The organism is Variovorax sp. Varisp41, assembly GCF_047325085.1.
GTDB lineage: Bacteria > Pseudomonadota > Gammaproteobacteria > Burkholderiales > Burkholderiaceae_C > Variovorax.
The window spans coordinates 397,828-412,391 of sequence record NZ_CP168540.1 but is presented as its reverse complement, the minus strand read 5'-3'; the positions used below and the strand labels follow the sequence as shown (position 1 = coordinate 412,391).

Sequence of the window (14,564 nt, the reverse complement as noted above, 5' to 3'; positions counted from 1 at the left end):
TCAGTCCAGCAGATCCTCCAGCCGCAGCGGCAGCCGCCGCAGCCGCTTGCCCGTGGCATGGAACACCGCGTTCACGATCGCGGGCGCCACGCCCACCATCGCGACCTCGCCGAGCCCCTTCACGCCGAGCGCGTTGAAGCGCGTGTCGGGCTTGCCGACGAAGCCGACCTCGATGCGGCCGATGTCGGCCGCCACCGGCAGCACGTACTCGGCCAGGTCGGCGTTGAGGAAGCCGCCATGGCGCGGATCGACCTCGCTGGCCTCGCGCAGCGCGGCGCCGATGCCCCAGACCACGCCGCCCTCGACCTGGCTGCGCGCGGTGCGCGGACTCGCGACCGCGCCGCAGTCGGCCACGCTCACCACCCGCGGCACGCGGATGCGGCGCGTGGTCGGCTCGATGCGCACCTCGACGAAATGCGCGATGAAGCTGAAGCCCACGTAATCGGGATAGACCGGCCCGGCCGCGGCCGGCAGCCCGCCCGTGAGCCGGCCATAGACCTGCTCGGGCTGGCCGGGCGCGCGGCGCCGGCTCTCGGCCTCGGCCTGCGCGCGGCCCGAGGCACGCAGCAGTTCGAGCGCGGTGGCGTTCGCGCCCGCGCCGGGCGCACGGGTGCGCAGGTCCTCCATCAGCCGCTGCGCCGCCTCCTGCACCGGCGGCAGCGCGGTCGCGGTGCCCCAGGAGCCGGCGGTCAGGTGCTGCGGCGCGGCGCCGGTGTCGCCGAGGGCAATCTCCACCGCGGCCACCGGCGCGCCGAGCACGCGCGACACGGTGAGCGCGATCGCGGTGCGCATGCCCTGCCCCATCTCGTGGCCGCCCACCGCCACGCGCACCCGGCCGTCGCCGGCCAGGCTCACGGTGGCGAAGGCCGGCGCCATCGCAGCCTTGTAGGCGCCCACGGCCACGCCCCAGCCGATGCGACTGCCGTCGGCGGCGCGCATCGAGCCCGGCGCCATGTCGCGCCGCGCCCAGCCGAAGGCCTCGCTGCCCTGCACCAGGCATTCGGCCAGGTGGCGCGAGGAGAAGGGCTTGCCGCTCAGCGGATCGACCGCGGTGTCGTTGGCGAGCCGGAAGGCCACCGGGTCGCGGCCCAGCAGGTAGGCCATCTCGTCGACCGCGCTCTCGAACGCGAAGGCGGCCGGATGCTCGAAGGGCGCGCGCATGTAGCCCGGCGTCTGCACGTCGGTGCGCACCAGCCGGTCGCGGCCGAGGAAGTGCTTCACGCCGTACAGCCGCGAGGTGATCTCGCTGCCACTCGAGGGAAAGAGGTCGTGGCGCGAGGTCTGCTGGTCGATGTCGTGCACCGCCGCGACCAGCCGGCCCTCGCGGTCCGCGCCCAGGCGCACGTGGTGCCGGCTCGCGGGCCGGAAGCTGGCGTTGTGGAACAGCTGCGCGCGCGTCAGCACCAGCTTGACCGGCCGGCCGAGCTCGCGCGCGGCGATCGCCACCGCCGCGGTGTGCGACTGCAGCGAGTTCTTCTGGCCGAAGCCGCCGCCCAGCGTGGGCGAGAGCACGCGCACGCGCGCCGGCTCGATGCCGAGCTGCTTCGCGAGGCCGTGGCGCACGCCCTCGGCGTTCTGCGTCGGCTCGCGCACGGTCAGCACGCCTTCGCTCCATTCGGCCACGGTCGCGATGATCTCCATCGGGTTCTGGTGCTGGATCGGCAGCTCGTAGCGCGCCTCCACCGTGAAGGCCGCCGCGGCCAGCGCGGCCTCGGCATCGCCCACGCGGCGGTCGGCGAACATGGGCTGCGGCAGCAGCGAGGACTGGGCCTGCGGCTGCGCGTCGGACGCGTCGATGCCCGCGACGAAGGGCTGGGCCTCGTAGCGCACTTCCACCAGGGCCGCTGCCTCGCGCGCGGCTTCGAGCGTGTCGGCGACCACCATCGCGACCGTCTGGCCGCGATAGGCGATCTGCGCCGAGCGCAGCGGATAGAAGCTCTGGAAGCCGAAGCCGCCGCCCATCAGGAAGCCGCCCGATTCGAAGGCGCCGATGTTCTGGTGCGTGTAGACCTTGCGCACGCCGCGCACGCGCTCGGCGGCGGCGGTGTCGATGCGCGCCACGCTGCCGCGCGCGATGCGCGACGGCACCAGCGCGGCATGCAGCAGACCGGCGCGCGCATCGTCGGCCGCATAGCGGGTGGCGCCGCGCACCTTGTCGTGCGCATCGACGCGCTCGGCACCGGGCCGCGCGCCGCGTTGGGGGTTGCTTGTCGTGGTTGCCATGGTTCAGCTCCTGTCCCGGGCCAGCATCAGCGCGTCGGTCACCGTCTCGATGCCGAGCGCCACCTTGAAACCGTTGTGTTCGAGCGGCTTCGCCTGCGCGAACGCGATCTCGGCCGCGCGTCGCGCCGCGGCCTGCGTGAAAGGCCGCCCGACCAGGCTGCGCTCGGCCTCGAGCGCGCGCCACGGGTGCGTGGCCACGCCGCCGAGCGCGATGCGCGCATCGACCACGCGGTTGGCGCGCAGGTGCAGGCCCACCGCCGCCGAAGCCAGCGCGAAGGCATAGGACTCGCGGTCGCGGATCTTGTGGTACGTGGAGGCCCGCCCCGCCGGCGTGCGCGGCACGCGGATGCGCACGATCAGCTCGTCGGCCGCGAGCACGGTCTCGAGGTGCGGCGTGGCGCCGGGCGCGCGGTGCAGTTCGCGCACGGCCACCGTGCGTTCGCCGCGCGGACTCAGCGTGTCGACCTGCGCATCGAAGGCCGCGAGCGCCACCGCCCAGTCGCCCGGGTAGACCGCCACGCAGGCCTCGCTGCCGCCGAGCACCGCATGGCCGCGGTTCACGCCGGCCAGCGCCGCGCAGCCGCTGCCGGGCACACGCTTGTTGCAGGCGAACTCGGGGCCGCCGCGGAAATAGGCGCAGCGCGTGCGCTGCAGCAGGTTGCCGCCCACGCTCGCCATGTTGCGCAGCTGCTGCGAGGCGGCCTTCCACAGCGATTCCGACAGCGCGGTGAACTCGCGCTGCACCACGGGATGCTCGGCCACGTCGCTCATCGCGGCGAGCGCGCCGATGCGCAGTTCGGCCCGGTCGCTGGCGTCGATCTCTCGCAGGCCCTCGATGCGGCCGATGTCGACGACCGTGGCCGGCGCTTCCACGCCGAGTTTCATCAGGTCGAACAGGGTGGTGCCGCCCGCGAAGTAGCGCGCGCCGGGCTGGCTGCGTGCCAGCAGCTGCACGGCCTCGGCGCTGCTGCGCGGCCGGTGGTAGGCGAAGTCATGCATGGCGGCGGCCCTCCATGCGTTCGGCGGCATCGCGGATCGCCTCGAGGATGCCGGCGTAGGCGCCGCAGCGACAGAGGTTGCCGCTCATGTACTCGCGGATCTGCGCCTCGCTGGTGGCATGGTCCTCGCGCACGCAGGCGATGGCGGCCATCACCTGGCCCGGCGTGCAGTAGCCGCACTGCAGCGCGTCGTGGTCGACGAAGGCCTGCTGCATCGGATGCAGCGTGCCGTCGGGCGCGGCGATGCCCTCGATGGTGGTGACGGCGCAGCCGTCGGCCTTCACGCCCAGCGTGAGGCAGGAGGCGACGCGCCGGCCGTCGAGGTGCACGGTGCAGGCACCGCACTGGCCGTGGTCGCAGCCCTTCTTGGCGCCGGTGAGGCCGAGCTGCTCGCGCAGCACGTCGAGCAGCGAGGCGCGCGGCTCGAGCTGCAGCGCATGCGGCTGGCCGTTGATGACGACGCGGGTATCGATGCGCGGCGGCGCGGGCGTGGCCGCGGCCTCGTGCGCGCTCGCCAGGCCGGTGCCCGCGGCACCGGCGGCACCGGCCGCGGTGCTCATCATGAAGGTGCGGCGGCTCAGCGCGGGCGCGCCGGTGCCGGGGGATGGGGTGGGGTTCATCGTGGCGTCCTTTCTTCTTCTGCTCAGACCTCGCGCCCGATGCGCGCATCGAGCGACAGCCGGCCGCCGCCGCGCGCCAGCAGGCACAGCGCGATGAAGAACAGCATCAGCGGGTATTCGAAGCCGCGGTCGATCCACGGGAAGGTCGGGCCCATCACGTAGCAGATGACCAGCATCTGCACCGCGACCATCGCGGCGACCACGCGCGTGAACAGGCCGGCCGCCAGCATCAGCCCGCCCACGCCCTCGAGGAGGGCGACGAACCAGCCGAGCAGCTCGGCGCCCGGCAGGTGCAGCACGTTGGCGATCAGGTTGACCGAGCCCTTCATCGGGTCGGCCATGCTGCCGTGGCTGCGGCCCAGCAGCTTGGGCAGGCCGTGGGTCACGAGCATCAGGCCGAAAGCCAGGCGCAGCAGCGCGTAGCTCAGCGGCTCGAAGCGGTCATAGGTGCCGCGCAGGCGCGGAAAGATCAACTGCATGGGGGTCGCTCCTCGGAAGGAAAAGGTGACGAGGCGCGGCGGGATGGCCGGCGCGCTGGCAGTCTCTCTGTTCTGCATTGGCGAATAAATATGCGAATTTCGTCAATACAATTCAACACAGGCCAACAATCTGCCGAGCTCATTCCATGGACCGCTTCGATGCCATGCGCCTGTTCACCCGCATCGTGGAGCTCGGCAGCTTCACGCAGGCCGCGGCCGCGCTCGAGCTGCCGCGCGCCACCGCCACCCATGCGATCAAGGAGCTCGAGGCCCGGCTGCAGGTGCGCCTGCTCGAGCGCACCACGCGCCAGGTGCGCACCACGGTCGACGGCCAGGCCTACTACGAGCGCTGCCGCCACCTGCTGCTCGAGCTCGAGGACGCCGAGTCCTCGCTCGCGCAGCTCGCGGTCAATCCGCGCGGGCGGCTGCGCATCGACATCCACGGCGCGGCCGCCAACGACATCGTGCTGCCGCGCATCGGCGACTTCCATGCGCGCTATCCGAACATCGTGCTCGCCGTGGGCAGCGGCGACCGGCTCGTGGAGCTGGTGCGCGAGGGCGTGGATTGCGTGGTGCGCGCGGGCGAGCCCAAGGACTCCTCGCTGGTCACGCGCCGGCTCGCGCTGCTGCCGCAAGTGACCTGCGCGAGCCCGGCCTACCTGGCCGAACGCGGCACGCCGCTGACACCGGCCGACCTGCTGGGCCAGCGGCACCTGGCGGTGAACTTCTTCTCGTCCTCGCGGCCCGACCACTTCCCCTACCTGTTCGAGGTGAACGGGCGCGTCGAGCAGGTCGTGCTGCCCGACTGGATCAGCGTGAACAACGCCGACAGCTACAAGACCTGCGCCGAGCAGGGCTGCGGGATCATCCAGGTGCCGCGCTATCACATCGAGCGCCAGCTGCGCGCCGGCACGCTGGTCGAGATCCTCTCCGATACGCCCTGCCCGCCGATGGTCTATTCGGTGCTCTACCCGCAGCACCGGCTGCTGTCGCCACGCGTGCGGGTGTTCGTGGACTGGGTGACGGCGCTCTATGCGGAGCGCTTCGGGGCGCTGACGTAGCGGCCATGCCGTGGGACCGTGCCGCGCCGACAGGCATGGCCGCGGCATCCGGGCCGGCCGCTCATTCGTCGTCCGACAGCTGCGCCAGCTTGACGCGCAAGGTCTCGCGCTCGCGATCGAACAGCAGCGGAAGCGCCAGCCATTGCTCGTAGAGCGTGGCGATCCAGCAGCAATAGCCGCTGTCGGGCCGATGCGCCTCCAGGCGCTCGAAGCACTGATGGATGTCGAGCATGTGGGCCGGTTCATGGCGGCCGATCCACGCGAGCGCGCGGATCGCCGCACAGGTCGACCAATCGGCGGGACCGAGCATCGCGCAGAGCAGCAGCTCGCGCCGCCGCGAACCCTGCCAGCCCTCGTCAACCTGCGCCAGGACCTGCGCCGCGACCATCTGCACGCGCGGTAGCCAGGCCAGCGCCTCGGTGCCCGCCGGCAGCGCGGGTGGATGCACCATGCAGGCCAGCACCTCGAGCGAACGGTCTTGCCCCGAAGCGGGACCGAGAGCCAGCGCCGCGTGGCTGGCGGCGGCCCAGTTGGCATCCGGTTCGTAGGGCATCCGGGCCAGCCCGGCAATGCGTTCGAGCACCTCCGGCGCGGGCGCCGGCAATGCCGGGCTCGCATCGGTGCCGTCGTAGCGCCACAGCGAATGTGCCACCGGACCGGCCGGCTCCCGCGGATCGGGATGCGGGATGCCGTCGACCCGCACCGTCAGGGTCACGGGCTGATCCAGTGCCGCCAGCGCGAGCGTGAAAGCCAGGGCATTGGAAGGCGCCTCGATCGAGGACAGGCTCATCGACAAACGATTCGGCCGGGACGGCTCGGTGCTGTTGCCGGCCGGCGGGGCGGCCCGAAGCGACGCGAGCAGCTTGCGCAGCGTGTTGGCGCTCGCGTCCTCCGGCTCGGGCAGCCTGTCGAACGCGGTATGCCAGAGCCGCTGCGCCCGCGCATTGCCTGCCTGGGCGGCTGCGAGGACGCGGTCGATCCACTGCGCGTCGCCCGTCAGCTTCCATTGGCAATACCACTGCGAGGCCTGCGCCCAGTCATGATCGGCCTCCTGCGCAAGCACATGGTCGTACCCCTGCAGCGCCTGTGCCCAGTCCTGGTTCTCGAGCCAGCCATCGGCCATCTCGAGAAAGGTGCTGAGCTCTTGCGGGTCGAACGCGATCGCACGGCGAAAGGCCTGCTCGGCCTCGGGCATGCGCCGCTGCTGGCGCAGCACCAGGCCGATCGCCGTCGCCACATGCCAGTCGGACGCTTCGGCCAATGGCCCGGCCAGCAGCAGCGCATCGTCGAACAGGCCGGCGCGCCGCAGGAAGCCGATCCGCAGCATGCGCCACTGCGCCTGGAACTCGTCCGGCGGCGCGATGCGCGCCAGCACCCGTGCCCAGCGCTGCATCGACCAGAGTCGGCGGGCGCTGCTGAGTCGGGCTTCGGAAGACTGCGTCAGCATCGCCTTGGCCAGGCGCATCTGCAGCCCGACGGAGAGCGACTCGATCGCCCCCGCGGGCTCGAGCCACTCGAGCAGCCAGGCACTCAGCCTGCCCGCGCCCCCGGGTTCCGACTGCATGATCTCCACCACGAGTTCGGTGGCCTCCTCCAGCCGGCCATCGCGCCGCCAGAGCCATGCCCGCAAGGCCTCGGGGCCCGCGTACCTTTGCTGTTCAGGAGGCAGCAGCGTCTCGGCGGCACCGCTGCCCGCCTTGTGCGCATAGCGCCCGGCCAAGGCCAGCGAGTCCGCATCGGTCGGCGCCATCAGCAGCAGATTGCCCAGATGCTGCGCGCCATGCGCGAGTTCGCCGTCCATCTCGAGTGAGTTGCGCGCGATCCATCGTTCGAACTCGAAGGTGCCGGCGCGAAGTTCCACCGCGCCGCTTTCCTTCGGCACCGCGTCCACCGCGTTCCGCGGCGCGGCGCGACCGCCGATCCAGCGTTTCCACCATGACATCGCCTTGTTCTCCCTCGATTGCACATCGCGCACATCGCGCAGGACATTGCCTGGCCTCGGCCATCGAGCGCGAATGTACCGGACGCAAAACACTCCTTCGATGGACGCCGCCGCATGGCCGCGCATCCGCGTTGAAAGCGGCACGCAGGCCGGTGCTCGGCCAGCGGATCGGAGGCTTCATGGCGCCACGATGTCGCTGCCGCGGGCCGTGGCACCAGTCATGGTTCCGTCATGGGTCAAACCTAGCATCCGGCGGCCTTCTGGCCATATCCAACACGTAAAAAACAACCATGACCTCAAAGCTTCCCGCACCCGCACCCCGTCCCCTGCGCGCCGCCTTCGCCGCGCTCGGTGGCAGCCTCGTCATCGCCGCCTGCGGCGGTGGTGGTGGCGGTGCCATCGGCCCGGTGTTACCGCCCGCCCCCCCGCCCGCACCCGCGCCCGCCCCGGCGCCCACGCCGCTGGGCACGCTCGACGGCTCGGTGCCGCTGGTGATCGGCCACCGCGGCCTGCCCGGCCTGTTCCCGGAGGAAACCCAGAAGGCCTACGAAGCGGCCGCCGATGCCGGCGCCGATTCGCTCGAGACCGACCTGCACCTGACCAAGGACTGCGTGCTGGTCGCGCGCCACAACCCCTGGCTCAGCGACAACACCGACATCGCCGACGTCGCCAAGACCAATGCCACCGTGAACGCGCGCAAGCGCACCGTGCCCGGCGTGCTGGTCGACGTGAAGTACCCGCCGATCGAGGCCAACGGCCCCAAGCAGTACCTGAGCGACCTCACCGATCCCAAGGATCCGAAGTCGGTGCTCAAGTCGCTGATCGTCGACGGCGAGGACCACACCAACGACTGGTCCATCACCGACTTCACGCTGGCCGAGCTCAAGCAGTGGATCCACGGCACCACCTACGACGCGAAGGACGAGCGCCCGACCGATCTCAACGGCAAGCTGCCGATCCTGAGCTTCCAGGAAGTGATCGACATCATGCGCGCCAAGGCCAAGGCCACCGGCCGCACGATCACCGTGTACCCGGAAACCAAGAACCCGATCTGGAACAACGCCCAGGCGATCGCCAACGGCTGCGGCCCGGCCGGCAGCCATCCGCTGGAAGACGCGCTGCTCAAGGCGATGAACGCCAACGACCTGAACCGCAAGGACGCACCGATCTTCGTGCAGAGCTTCGACCCGGTGAGCCTGAAGTACCTGCGCTCGGCCGGCCTCAAGGCACGCGCGGTGCAGCTGGTGGACGGCAACGCCATCGACTTCAAGACCGGCGAGATGATCTACGTCACCAACGACGTCTACACCTTCGTCGACGGCCGCCCCTACAGCTGGACGCTCGCGGGCGACCCGCGCTGGTTCGGCGCGATGCTCACCCCGGCCGGCCTGGCCGAGGTGAAGACCTATGCCGACGGCATCGGCCCGTGGAAGCCGCAGGTGATGGCCCACACCATCGTGCCCTTCAAGACCGGCGGCACGCTGGCCGACGTGAACACGATCAAGCCCACCGCGCTGATCGCCGACGCCCACAAGGCCGGCCTGTTCGTGCACAGCTACACCTTCCGCAACGAACAGAAGTACCTCGCGGGCGTGTTCAAGAAGGACCCCAAGGCTGAGTACCTCGCGTACTTCCGCGCCGGCATCGACGGCGTGTTCTCGGACTTCGCGAACACGGCCTTCGCGGCGCGCCAGGACTACCTGAAGGAAACCGGCCGCTGAGCCGGCAGGCGGCACGGCATGTACCCGGGCGAACGACTCAACGGGTACAGCCACCTGCTCGGCCTGCTGCTCGCCCTGCCGGCGGCCGTGCTGCTGCTGGCCAAGACTCTGCCCACGGGCGACCCGGCGAAGATCGCTGGCTCGCTCGTGTTCTCGCTCTCGGCGGTCGCGCTCTACGCGGCCTCCACCCTGTTCCACAGCACGCGCGGCCGGCTCAAACGCCTGTGGGAGTGCGCCGACCACTGCGCGATCTACCTGCTGATCGCCGGCACCTACACCCCGTTCGCGCTGGTGATGCTCGAAGGCGCCTGGGCCTGGCTGCCGCTGCTGGCGATGTGGGGCGCGGCCGCGGTCGGCATCCGGCGCGAGCTGATGGCCGCGCGCGGCGCGCCCGTGAAACCCTCGCTGCCGCTGTACATCGGCATGGGCTGGCTCGCGATCGCCGCGGCCGTGCCGCTGGCGATGCAGCTCGAGGGCGGCGGCCTCGCATGGCTGCTGATCGGCGCCGTGCTCTACACCGCGGGCACGGTCTTCTACCGCAACCGCCGCGGCTTCCGGCACGCGCATGCCGTGTGGCACCTGTTCGTGCTCGCGGGCACGGTCAGCCACTACGTGGCGGTGGGCTGGTTCGTGCTGTAACCCGGCCTCTTACTCTTCGCTGGTCCACTCCACCTGCACGCCCAGGCTGCGCAGGTTCTCGACGAAGCGCGGATGCGCGCGGCGGATCGGCGTGGCGTTGCGGATCTCGGAGCGGCCCTCGATGCTCGAGGCCACCATGAAGAGCGCGATCGCCACGCGGATGATGTAGGGGCTCTCGACCACCGCGGGCACCAGCGGGGCGCCGCCGAAGGTGATGAGCCGGTGCGGGTCGGACGAGAACACGTGGGCGCCGAATTTCGAGAGCTCGCCGGTCCAACCCAGCGCGCCGTCGTAGACCTTGTTCCAGAACATCGCGTTGCCCTGCGCGCGCACGCCCAGCGCGATGAAGATCGGCAGCAGGTCGACCGGGAAGTACGGCCAGGGCGCGGCCTCGACCTTGGTCAGCACGTTGGCCGTGAACGGCGTCTGCACCTTCAGCGGCCCCGAGCGCACGGCGCGCGACCAGCCGTCCTCGTGCACGATCTGCACGCCGAACTTGGCGAAGGTGCGGTCGATCAGCGGGAAGTTGGCCGGCGCGCTGTTGCGCACCACCACGTCGCCGCCGGTGATGGCGCCGAGCGCGAGGAAGGTGGTGATCTCGTGGAAGTCCTCGTCGAAGCGGAACTCGCCACCGCCCAGCGCATGGCCGCCATGCACCGTGAGGCGCGAGGTGCCGATGCCGTCGATGCGCGCGCCGATCATGGCCATGAAGCGGCAGAACTCCTGCACGTGCGGCTCGGAGGCCGCGTTGGTCAGGGTCGAGGTGCCCTCGGCGCCGACCGCGCACAGCACGAAGTTCTCGGTGGTGGTGACCGAGGCGTAGTCGAGCCAGTGGTCGGTGGGCACCAGGCGCCCGGCGGTGCGCACCAGCAGCGAGCCCTCGGCGCGCTCGACCTGGCCGCCGAAGCTGCGGAACACCTCCACGTGCGGATCGATCTCGCGCACGCCCAGGGTGCAGCCCTTGACGTTGTCCTCGAGCCGCGCCACGCCGAAGCGCGCCAGCAGCGGCGGCACCAGCATGATCGAGGAGCGCATCTCCTCGGGCAGCCGGTGGGCGGCGGCGTCGAACACGGTGTCGCGGTGGTGCAGCGCGAGCGTGCCGGTGGCGTGGTCGAGCTGCACCTCGCTGCCCAGCGTGCGGAAGATGTCGAGGATCTTGCGCACGTCGGTGATGTCGGGCACGCCATGCAGGCGCAGCGGCTCGCGCGTGAGCAACGTGGCGCAGAGGATCGGCAGCACCGCGTTCTTGTTGGCCGACGGCGTGATGCGGCCGCGCAGCGGCGTGCCGCCGTGGACGATGAGATTGGACATGTGTGTGTGGGACCCCTGTATGGGGTGAATGATAGGCGGCGCTAGGCCTCGTGGCCCGGCGTGCGGCGCGGAATCCAGTGGGCCAGCACGCCGGCCGCGGCGAAGGCGAGCCCGCCCGTGACCGCGATGCCCGCGGCCAGCGAGAGGCTGCCCGCGAGGAAGGACAGCAGCGCCGGCCCGCAGGAGGCGCCGATGTCGGACATCAGCCGCCACACGCCGAGGAAGTGCGCGCGGCCATGGCGCGGCGAATGGTCGGCGCCCAGGGTCATGATCATTCCCGAGCCGATGCCGTTGCCGAAGCCGATCGCCAGCGCCGCGACCAGCAGCGTGGCGGCGCCCGTGGTCAGCGGCATCAGCAGCATCGCGAGCCCCATGATCAGCATCGAGGGCACCGCGACCCAGCGCCGGCCCTTCTGGTCCATCACCTTGCCGGCCGGGTAGAACACCAGCATGTCGATGCCGCCGGCCATGCCGTAGATCAGCGAGGCCACCGAGGGAGCGAGCGCGAGGTGGTCGGCCCACAGCGGGATCACGGCCTGGCGCGAGGCGCGCACCGCGCTGACCAGGGTCACGGCGATGCCCAGCGTGAGGAACACGCGGCGGTGATCGCGCAGGGTCGAGACGATGGTGGGCTTCGCGGGCGCGGCCTGGCCCGGCGGCACGGGCGGCAGTTCGAGGTCCGGGATGCGCGCGCCCAGGATGGCCGCGCCGGCCACCGCCACGATGCCGAGCACGTAGGCCGCCATCAGGCCGAAGAAATGCACCGCGCCGGCCGCCAGGAAGGGGCCGATGAACATGCCGATGCGCATCACGCCGCCCAGCGTGGACAGCGCCCGCGCGCGGTACTCGACCGGCACCGCCTCGCTCATGTAGCTCTGGCGCGCGAGGTTGTAGACCGCCTGCGACATGCCGACCATGAAGCAGCCGAGCGCGAACAGGCCCAGGTGCGAGGTCCACACGCACAGCGCCATGCCGAGCGCGCTCCAGGCGCCGGCCGCGACGATGGCCCAGCGCTCGCCCCAGCGCATGGTGATCATCGAGGCCGGGATGTTGTTGAGCAGCGAGCCGATGCCGATCAGCGCCATCACCAGCGCCGCCATCGGCACCGAGGCGCCGAGCTCGCGCGCCGTGAGCGGCACGATCGGCAGGATCGCGCCCTCCCCGATGCCGAACAGCAGCGAGGGGCCGAAGGCCGGCACCGCGATGCGCCACAGCGAGAACGGGGCCTGGGAGGAGGACGAGGAGGTGGAGACGGCGGGCGGGGACGACATGCGGCGGGGGCTCTGGCTGGATGCCCTGGCCGCGCGGGGCGCGCAAGGCGCCGGCATTGTCCCGCCGATGGCGCGCGGGCGCAGGCGCGCCGCGCAGTGCCCGATGGGGCGGGTACGGCATTGCGGCCCGGGGCAGCGGGAACGCTCAGCCCCGCATCGCGTTCGCCACGATGCGCACCGCCGAGGCCACCACGTCGTTGCGCGTCTTCGCGCCCTTGTCGCCCGGGAAGGTCAGGTACACCGCGAGCACCAGCGGCGCGCCCGAAGCCGGCCACAGCACGCCGACGTCGTTGTTGGTGCCGTAGTCGCCCGCGCCGGTCTTGTCGCCCACGGCCCAGCCGGCCGGCACGCCGGCCAGGAAGCGCTCCTTGCTGGTGGTGTTGCCGCGCAGCCAAGCCTCGAGCCGCGCGCGCTGCGGCGCGGCCAGCGCGTCGCCGAGCACCAGCCGCTGCACGCTGGCGGCCATCGCGGCCGGGCTGGTGGTGTCGCGCGGATCGCCGGGGATGGCGCTGTTGAGCTCGGTCTCCCAGCGGTCGAGGCGGAACACCGTGTCGCCGATGGAGCGCGCATAGGCCGTGACGCCGGCGGGCCCGCCGAGCTGGTGCATCAGCAGGTTGGCCGCGGCGTTGTCGCTGTACTGCAGCGTGGCGGCGCACAGCTCGGCCACGGTCATGCCGTCGGCCAGGTGCTTCTCGGTGATCGGCGAGTTCGGCAACAGGTGGGCGCGGGTGTAGCTCAGGCGGCGCTCGAGCAGCGCCGGTTCCTGCGCGGTGCCGCGCTGCAGGATCGCGGCCGCGAGCATCAGCTTGAAGGTGCTGCACATCGGAAACAGCTCGTTGCCGCGGTGCGCGATGCGCGCGCCGCTGCCGGTGTCGAGCGCATGCACGCCCAGGCGGCCGCCGCAGTCGCGCTCGAGCGCCGCGAGCCGGGCCTCGGCGTCCGGGCCGGCGGCGGACCAGGCGGCGCAGGCGCTCGCGAGCGGAACCGCGCTGGCGGCGGCGAGGAGCGTACGGCGTCGGATCGGTGTGTTCATGAGTGTGGGATTGCGAGAGAGTGGTTGGACGAGACCGCATCGTAGGAACGGGCACCCCGCGCCGCCAGCGCGAGCGGGGCGGCGGGCGTCCCGGCTGTATCGGGTGTAACGGCACGGCCGGCATGGAAATTCAACCGAAGGGTTGAACGAAATCCGGAACCGATCTATATTCAACCTCATGGTTGAACTTGAACTGCCTGCCGAGCGCCAGGACCAGCGCCTCGACGCCATCTTCCACGCGCTGGCCGACAGCACGCGGCGCACCATGCTGCAGCTGCTGGCCCAGGGCGACTGCAGCGTGGGCGAGCTCGGCGCGCCGTTCCGCATGAGCTTCGCCGGCGCCTCCAAGCACGTGAAGACGCTGGAGCGCGCGGGGCTGGTGTCGCGCACGGTGCAGGGCCGCGCCCACGTGTGCCGGCTCGAGCCCGCCGCGCTGGCCACGGCCGACGCCTGGCTGCGCTACTACGAGGGCTTCTGGGGCGGCCGCCTCGACGCGCTCGAGCAGGCGCTGCGCGACGACGCCGCCGGCTGATTTCTTTTTTTCATCCGACACAAGGAGCAGCACCCATGACCACCACCGAACGATTCGGCCGGCTCGTCGAGCCCGGCACCCTGCGCATCGAGCGCCTGCTGGCCGCGCCCGTGGAGCGCGTCTGGTCCTACCTGACCGATCCCGGGAAGCGCGCGCGCTGGCTCGCGGGCGGCACCATGGCGGCGCAGCCCGGCGCGGTGTTCGAGCTGCGCTTCGAGCACACCACCCTCTCGGGCGAGGCCGCGCCCGAGCGCTACGCGGCCTACCGCGCGCCGCACCAGCAGAAGTCGCGGCTGCTGCGCATCGAGGCGCCGAGGCTGCTGGTCATCAGCTGGGGCAGCGAGGCGGACGACGCCTCCGAGGTCACTTTCGAACTCGCGCCGCAGGGCGATTCGACCCGTCTCGTGCTCACGCATCGGCGCCTGCCCGATCGCAAGGAAACCGTCAGCGTGGCCAGCGGCTGGCATGCGCACCTCGAGGTGCTCGAGGCGCTGCTCGAGGGCCGCGCGCCCGCGGGCTTCTGGACCGCGCTGACAGCGATCGAGCAGCACTACGAAGCGCAGATCCGCTGAGGCGCACGCGCTCGACCACCACAGGGGGCCTTCGGGCCCCTTTTCTTTTTCGGCCGGCGCTGTCGCGGCGCTGTCATGCGGCTCGCGCAGCATTCGAGGCATTGGTTGTATTTGTGGAATTTGTTGTAAATCACATTCATCTGCCCAAGTGCACATGAATGC

The 14,564-nt window shown here is 71.4% G+C and carries 13 protein-coding genes; 5 read left to right on the top strand and 8 right to left on the bottom strand.

The genetic code is table 11. The features are described from left to right. From ACEN9J_RS01770 to ACEN9J_RS01755, 4 genes are read right to left on the bottom strand one after another with little or no spacing between them, the layout of a single operon-like run. Positions 1-2,223, bottom strand: coding sequence for a xanthine dehydrogenase family protein molybdopterin-binding subunit (locus tag ACEN9J_RS01770; protein ID WP_413763125.1), 2,223 nt, complete (start codon positions 2,221-2,223; stop codon positions 1-3). A gap of 3 nt (positions 2,224-2,226) precedes the next feature. Continuing rightward, positions 2,227-3,222 carry an FAD binding domain-containing protein gene (locus ACEN9J_RS01765; protein ID WP_413763124.1) on the bottom strand — a complete coding sequence of 332 codons (996 nt, stop codon included), beginning with the start codon at positions 3,220-3,222 and terminating at the stop codon, positions 2,227-2,229. After that, positions 3,215-3,841 (bottom strand): (2Fe-2S)-binding protein, encoded by a 627-nt coding sequence (locus tag ACEN9J_RS01760; protein ID WP_413763123.1) that lies wholly within the window; start codon positions 3,839-3,841, stop codon positions 3,215-3,217. The genes ACEN9J_RS01765 and ACEN9J_RS01760 overlap by 8 nt, the downstream gene beginning before the upstream one ends. 23 nt (positions 3,842-3,864) lie before the next feature. Further along, positions 3,865-4,320, bottom strand: coding sequence for a DoxX family protein (locus tag ACEN9J_RS01755; RefSeq protein WP_057597412.1), 456 nt, complete (start codon positions 4,318-4,320; stop codon positions 3,865-3,867). A 146-nt stretch (positions 4,321-4,466) separates the two neighbouring features. Between ACEN9J_RS01755 and ACEN9J_RS01750 the strand changes: the two genes are divergently transcribed. Continuing rightward, positions 4,467-5,381 (top strand): LysR family transcriptional regulator, encoded by a 915-nt coding sequence (locus tag ACEN9J_RS01750; protein ID WP_057597411.1) that lies wholly within the window; start codon positions 4,467-4,469, stop codon positions 5,379-5,381. A gap of 61 nt (positions 5,382-5,442) precedes the next feature. Here ACEN9J_RS01750 and ACEN9J_RS01745 read toward each other — a convergent pair whose 3' ends face one another. Then, positions 5,443-7,467 carry a hypothetical protein gene (locus ACEN9J_RS01745; RefSeq protein WP_413763122.1) on the bottom strand — a complete coding sequence of 675 codons (2,025 nt, stop codon included), beginning with the start codon at positions 7,465-7,467 and terminating at the stop codon, positions 5,443-5,445. A gap of 146 nt (positions 7,468-7,613) precedes the next feature. Here ACEN9J_RS01745 and ACEN9J_RS01740 point away from each other — a divergent pair, with 146 nt between their 5' ends. Further along, positions 7,614-9,044 carry a glycerophosphodiester phosphodiesterase family protein gene (locus ACEN9J_RS01740; RefSeq protein ID WP_413763121.1) on the top strand — a complete coding sequence of 477 codons (1,431 nt, stop codon included), beginning with the start codon at positions 7,614-7,616 and terminating at the stop codon, positions 9,042-9,044. Positions 9,045-9,062: 18 nt separating this feature from the next. Then, positions 9,063-9,683, top strand: coding sequence for a PAQR family membrane homeostasis protein TrhA (trhA, locus tag ACEN9J_RS01735; protein ID WP_057597838.1), 621 nt, complete (start codon positions 9,063-9,065; stop codon positions 9,681-9,683). Positions 9,684-9,692: 9 nt separating this feature from the next. On the opposite strand, the gene ACEN9J_RS01730 is transcribed toward trhA, so the two are convergent. The 3 genes from ACEN9J_RS01730 to bla all read right to left on the bottom strand — a co-directional run bounded on the left by ACEN9J_RS01730 (position 9,693) and on the right by bla (position 13,298). Beyond that, positions 9,693-10,994: a UDP-N-acetylglucosamine 1-carboxyvinyltransferase gene (locus tag ACEN9J_RS01730; RefSeq protein WP_057597839.1), complete on the bottom strand. Its 1,302-nt coding sequence runs from the start codon at positions 10,992-10,994 to the stop codon at positions 9,693-9,695. A 41-nt stretch (positions 10,995-11,035) separates the two neighbouring features. Further along, positions 11,036-12,265, bottom strand: coding sequence for an MFS transporter (locus ACEN9J_RS01725; protein WP_261206836.1), 1,230 nt, complete (start codon positions 12,263-12,265; stop codon positions 11,036-11,038). 145 nt (positions 12,266-12,410) lie between these two features. Further along, complete coding sequence (bla, locus tag ACEN9J_RS01720) at positions 12,411-13,298, bottom strand: class A beta-lactamase (protein ID WP_413763120.1); 888 nt, start codon at positions 13,296-13,298, stop codon at positions 12,411-12,413. Positions 13,299-13,476: 178 nt separating this feature from the next. On the opposite strand from bla, the gene ACEN9J_RS01715 reads away from it, so the two are divergent. Together ACEN9J_RS01715 and ACEN9J_RS01710 are read left to right on the top strand one after the other, a co-directional pair. Next, the gene (locus tag ACEN9J_RS01715; RefSeq protein WP_057597914.1) at positions 13,477-13,830 is read left to right on the top strand and encodes an ArsR/SmtB family transcription factor; all 354 of its coding nucleotides are present in this window, start codon (positions 13,477-13,479) and stop codon (positions 13,828-13,830) included. 35 nt (positions 13,831-13,865) lie between these two features. Then, positions 13,866-14,402 carry an SRPBCC family protein gene (locus tag ACEN9J_RS01710; protein ID WP_057597915.1) on the top strand — a complete coding sequence of 179 codons (537 nt, stop codon included), beginning with the start codon at positions 13,866-13,868 and terminating at the stop codon, positions 14,400-14,402. Positions 14,403-14,564 lie beyond the last annotated feature (162 nt).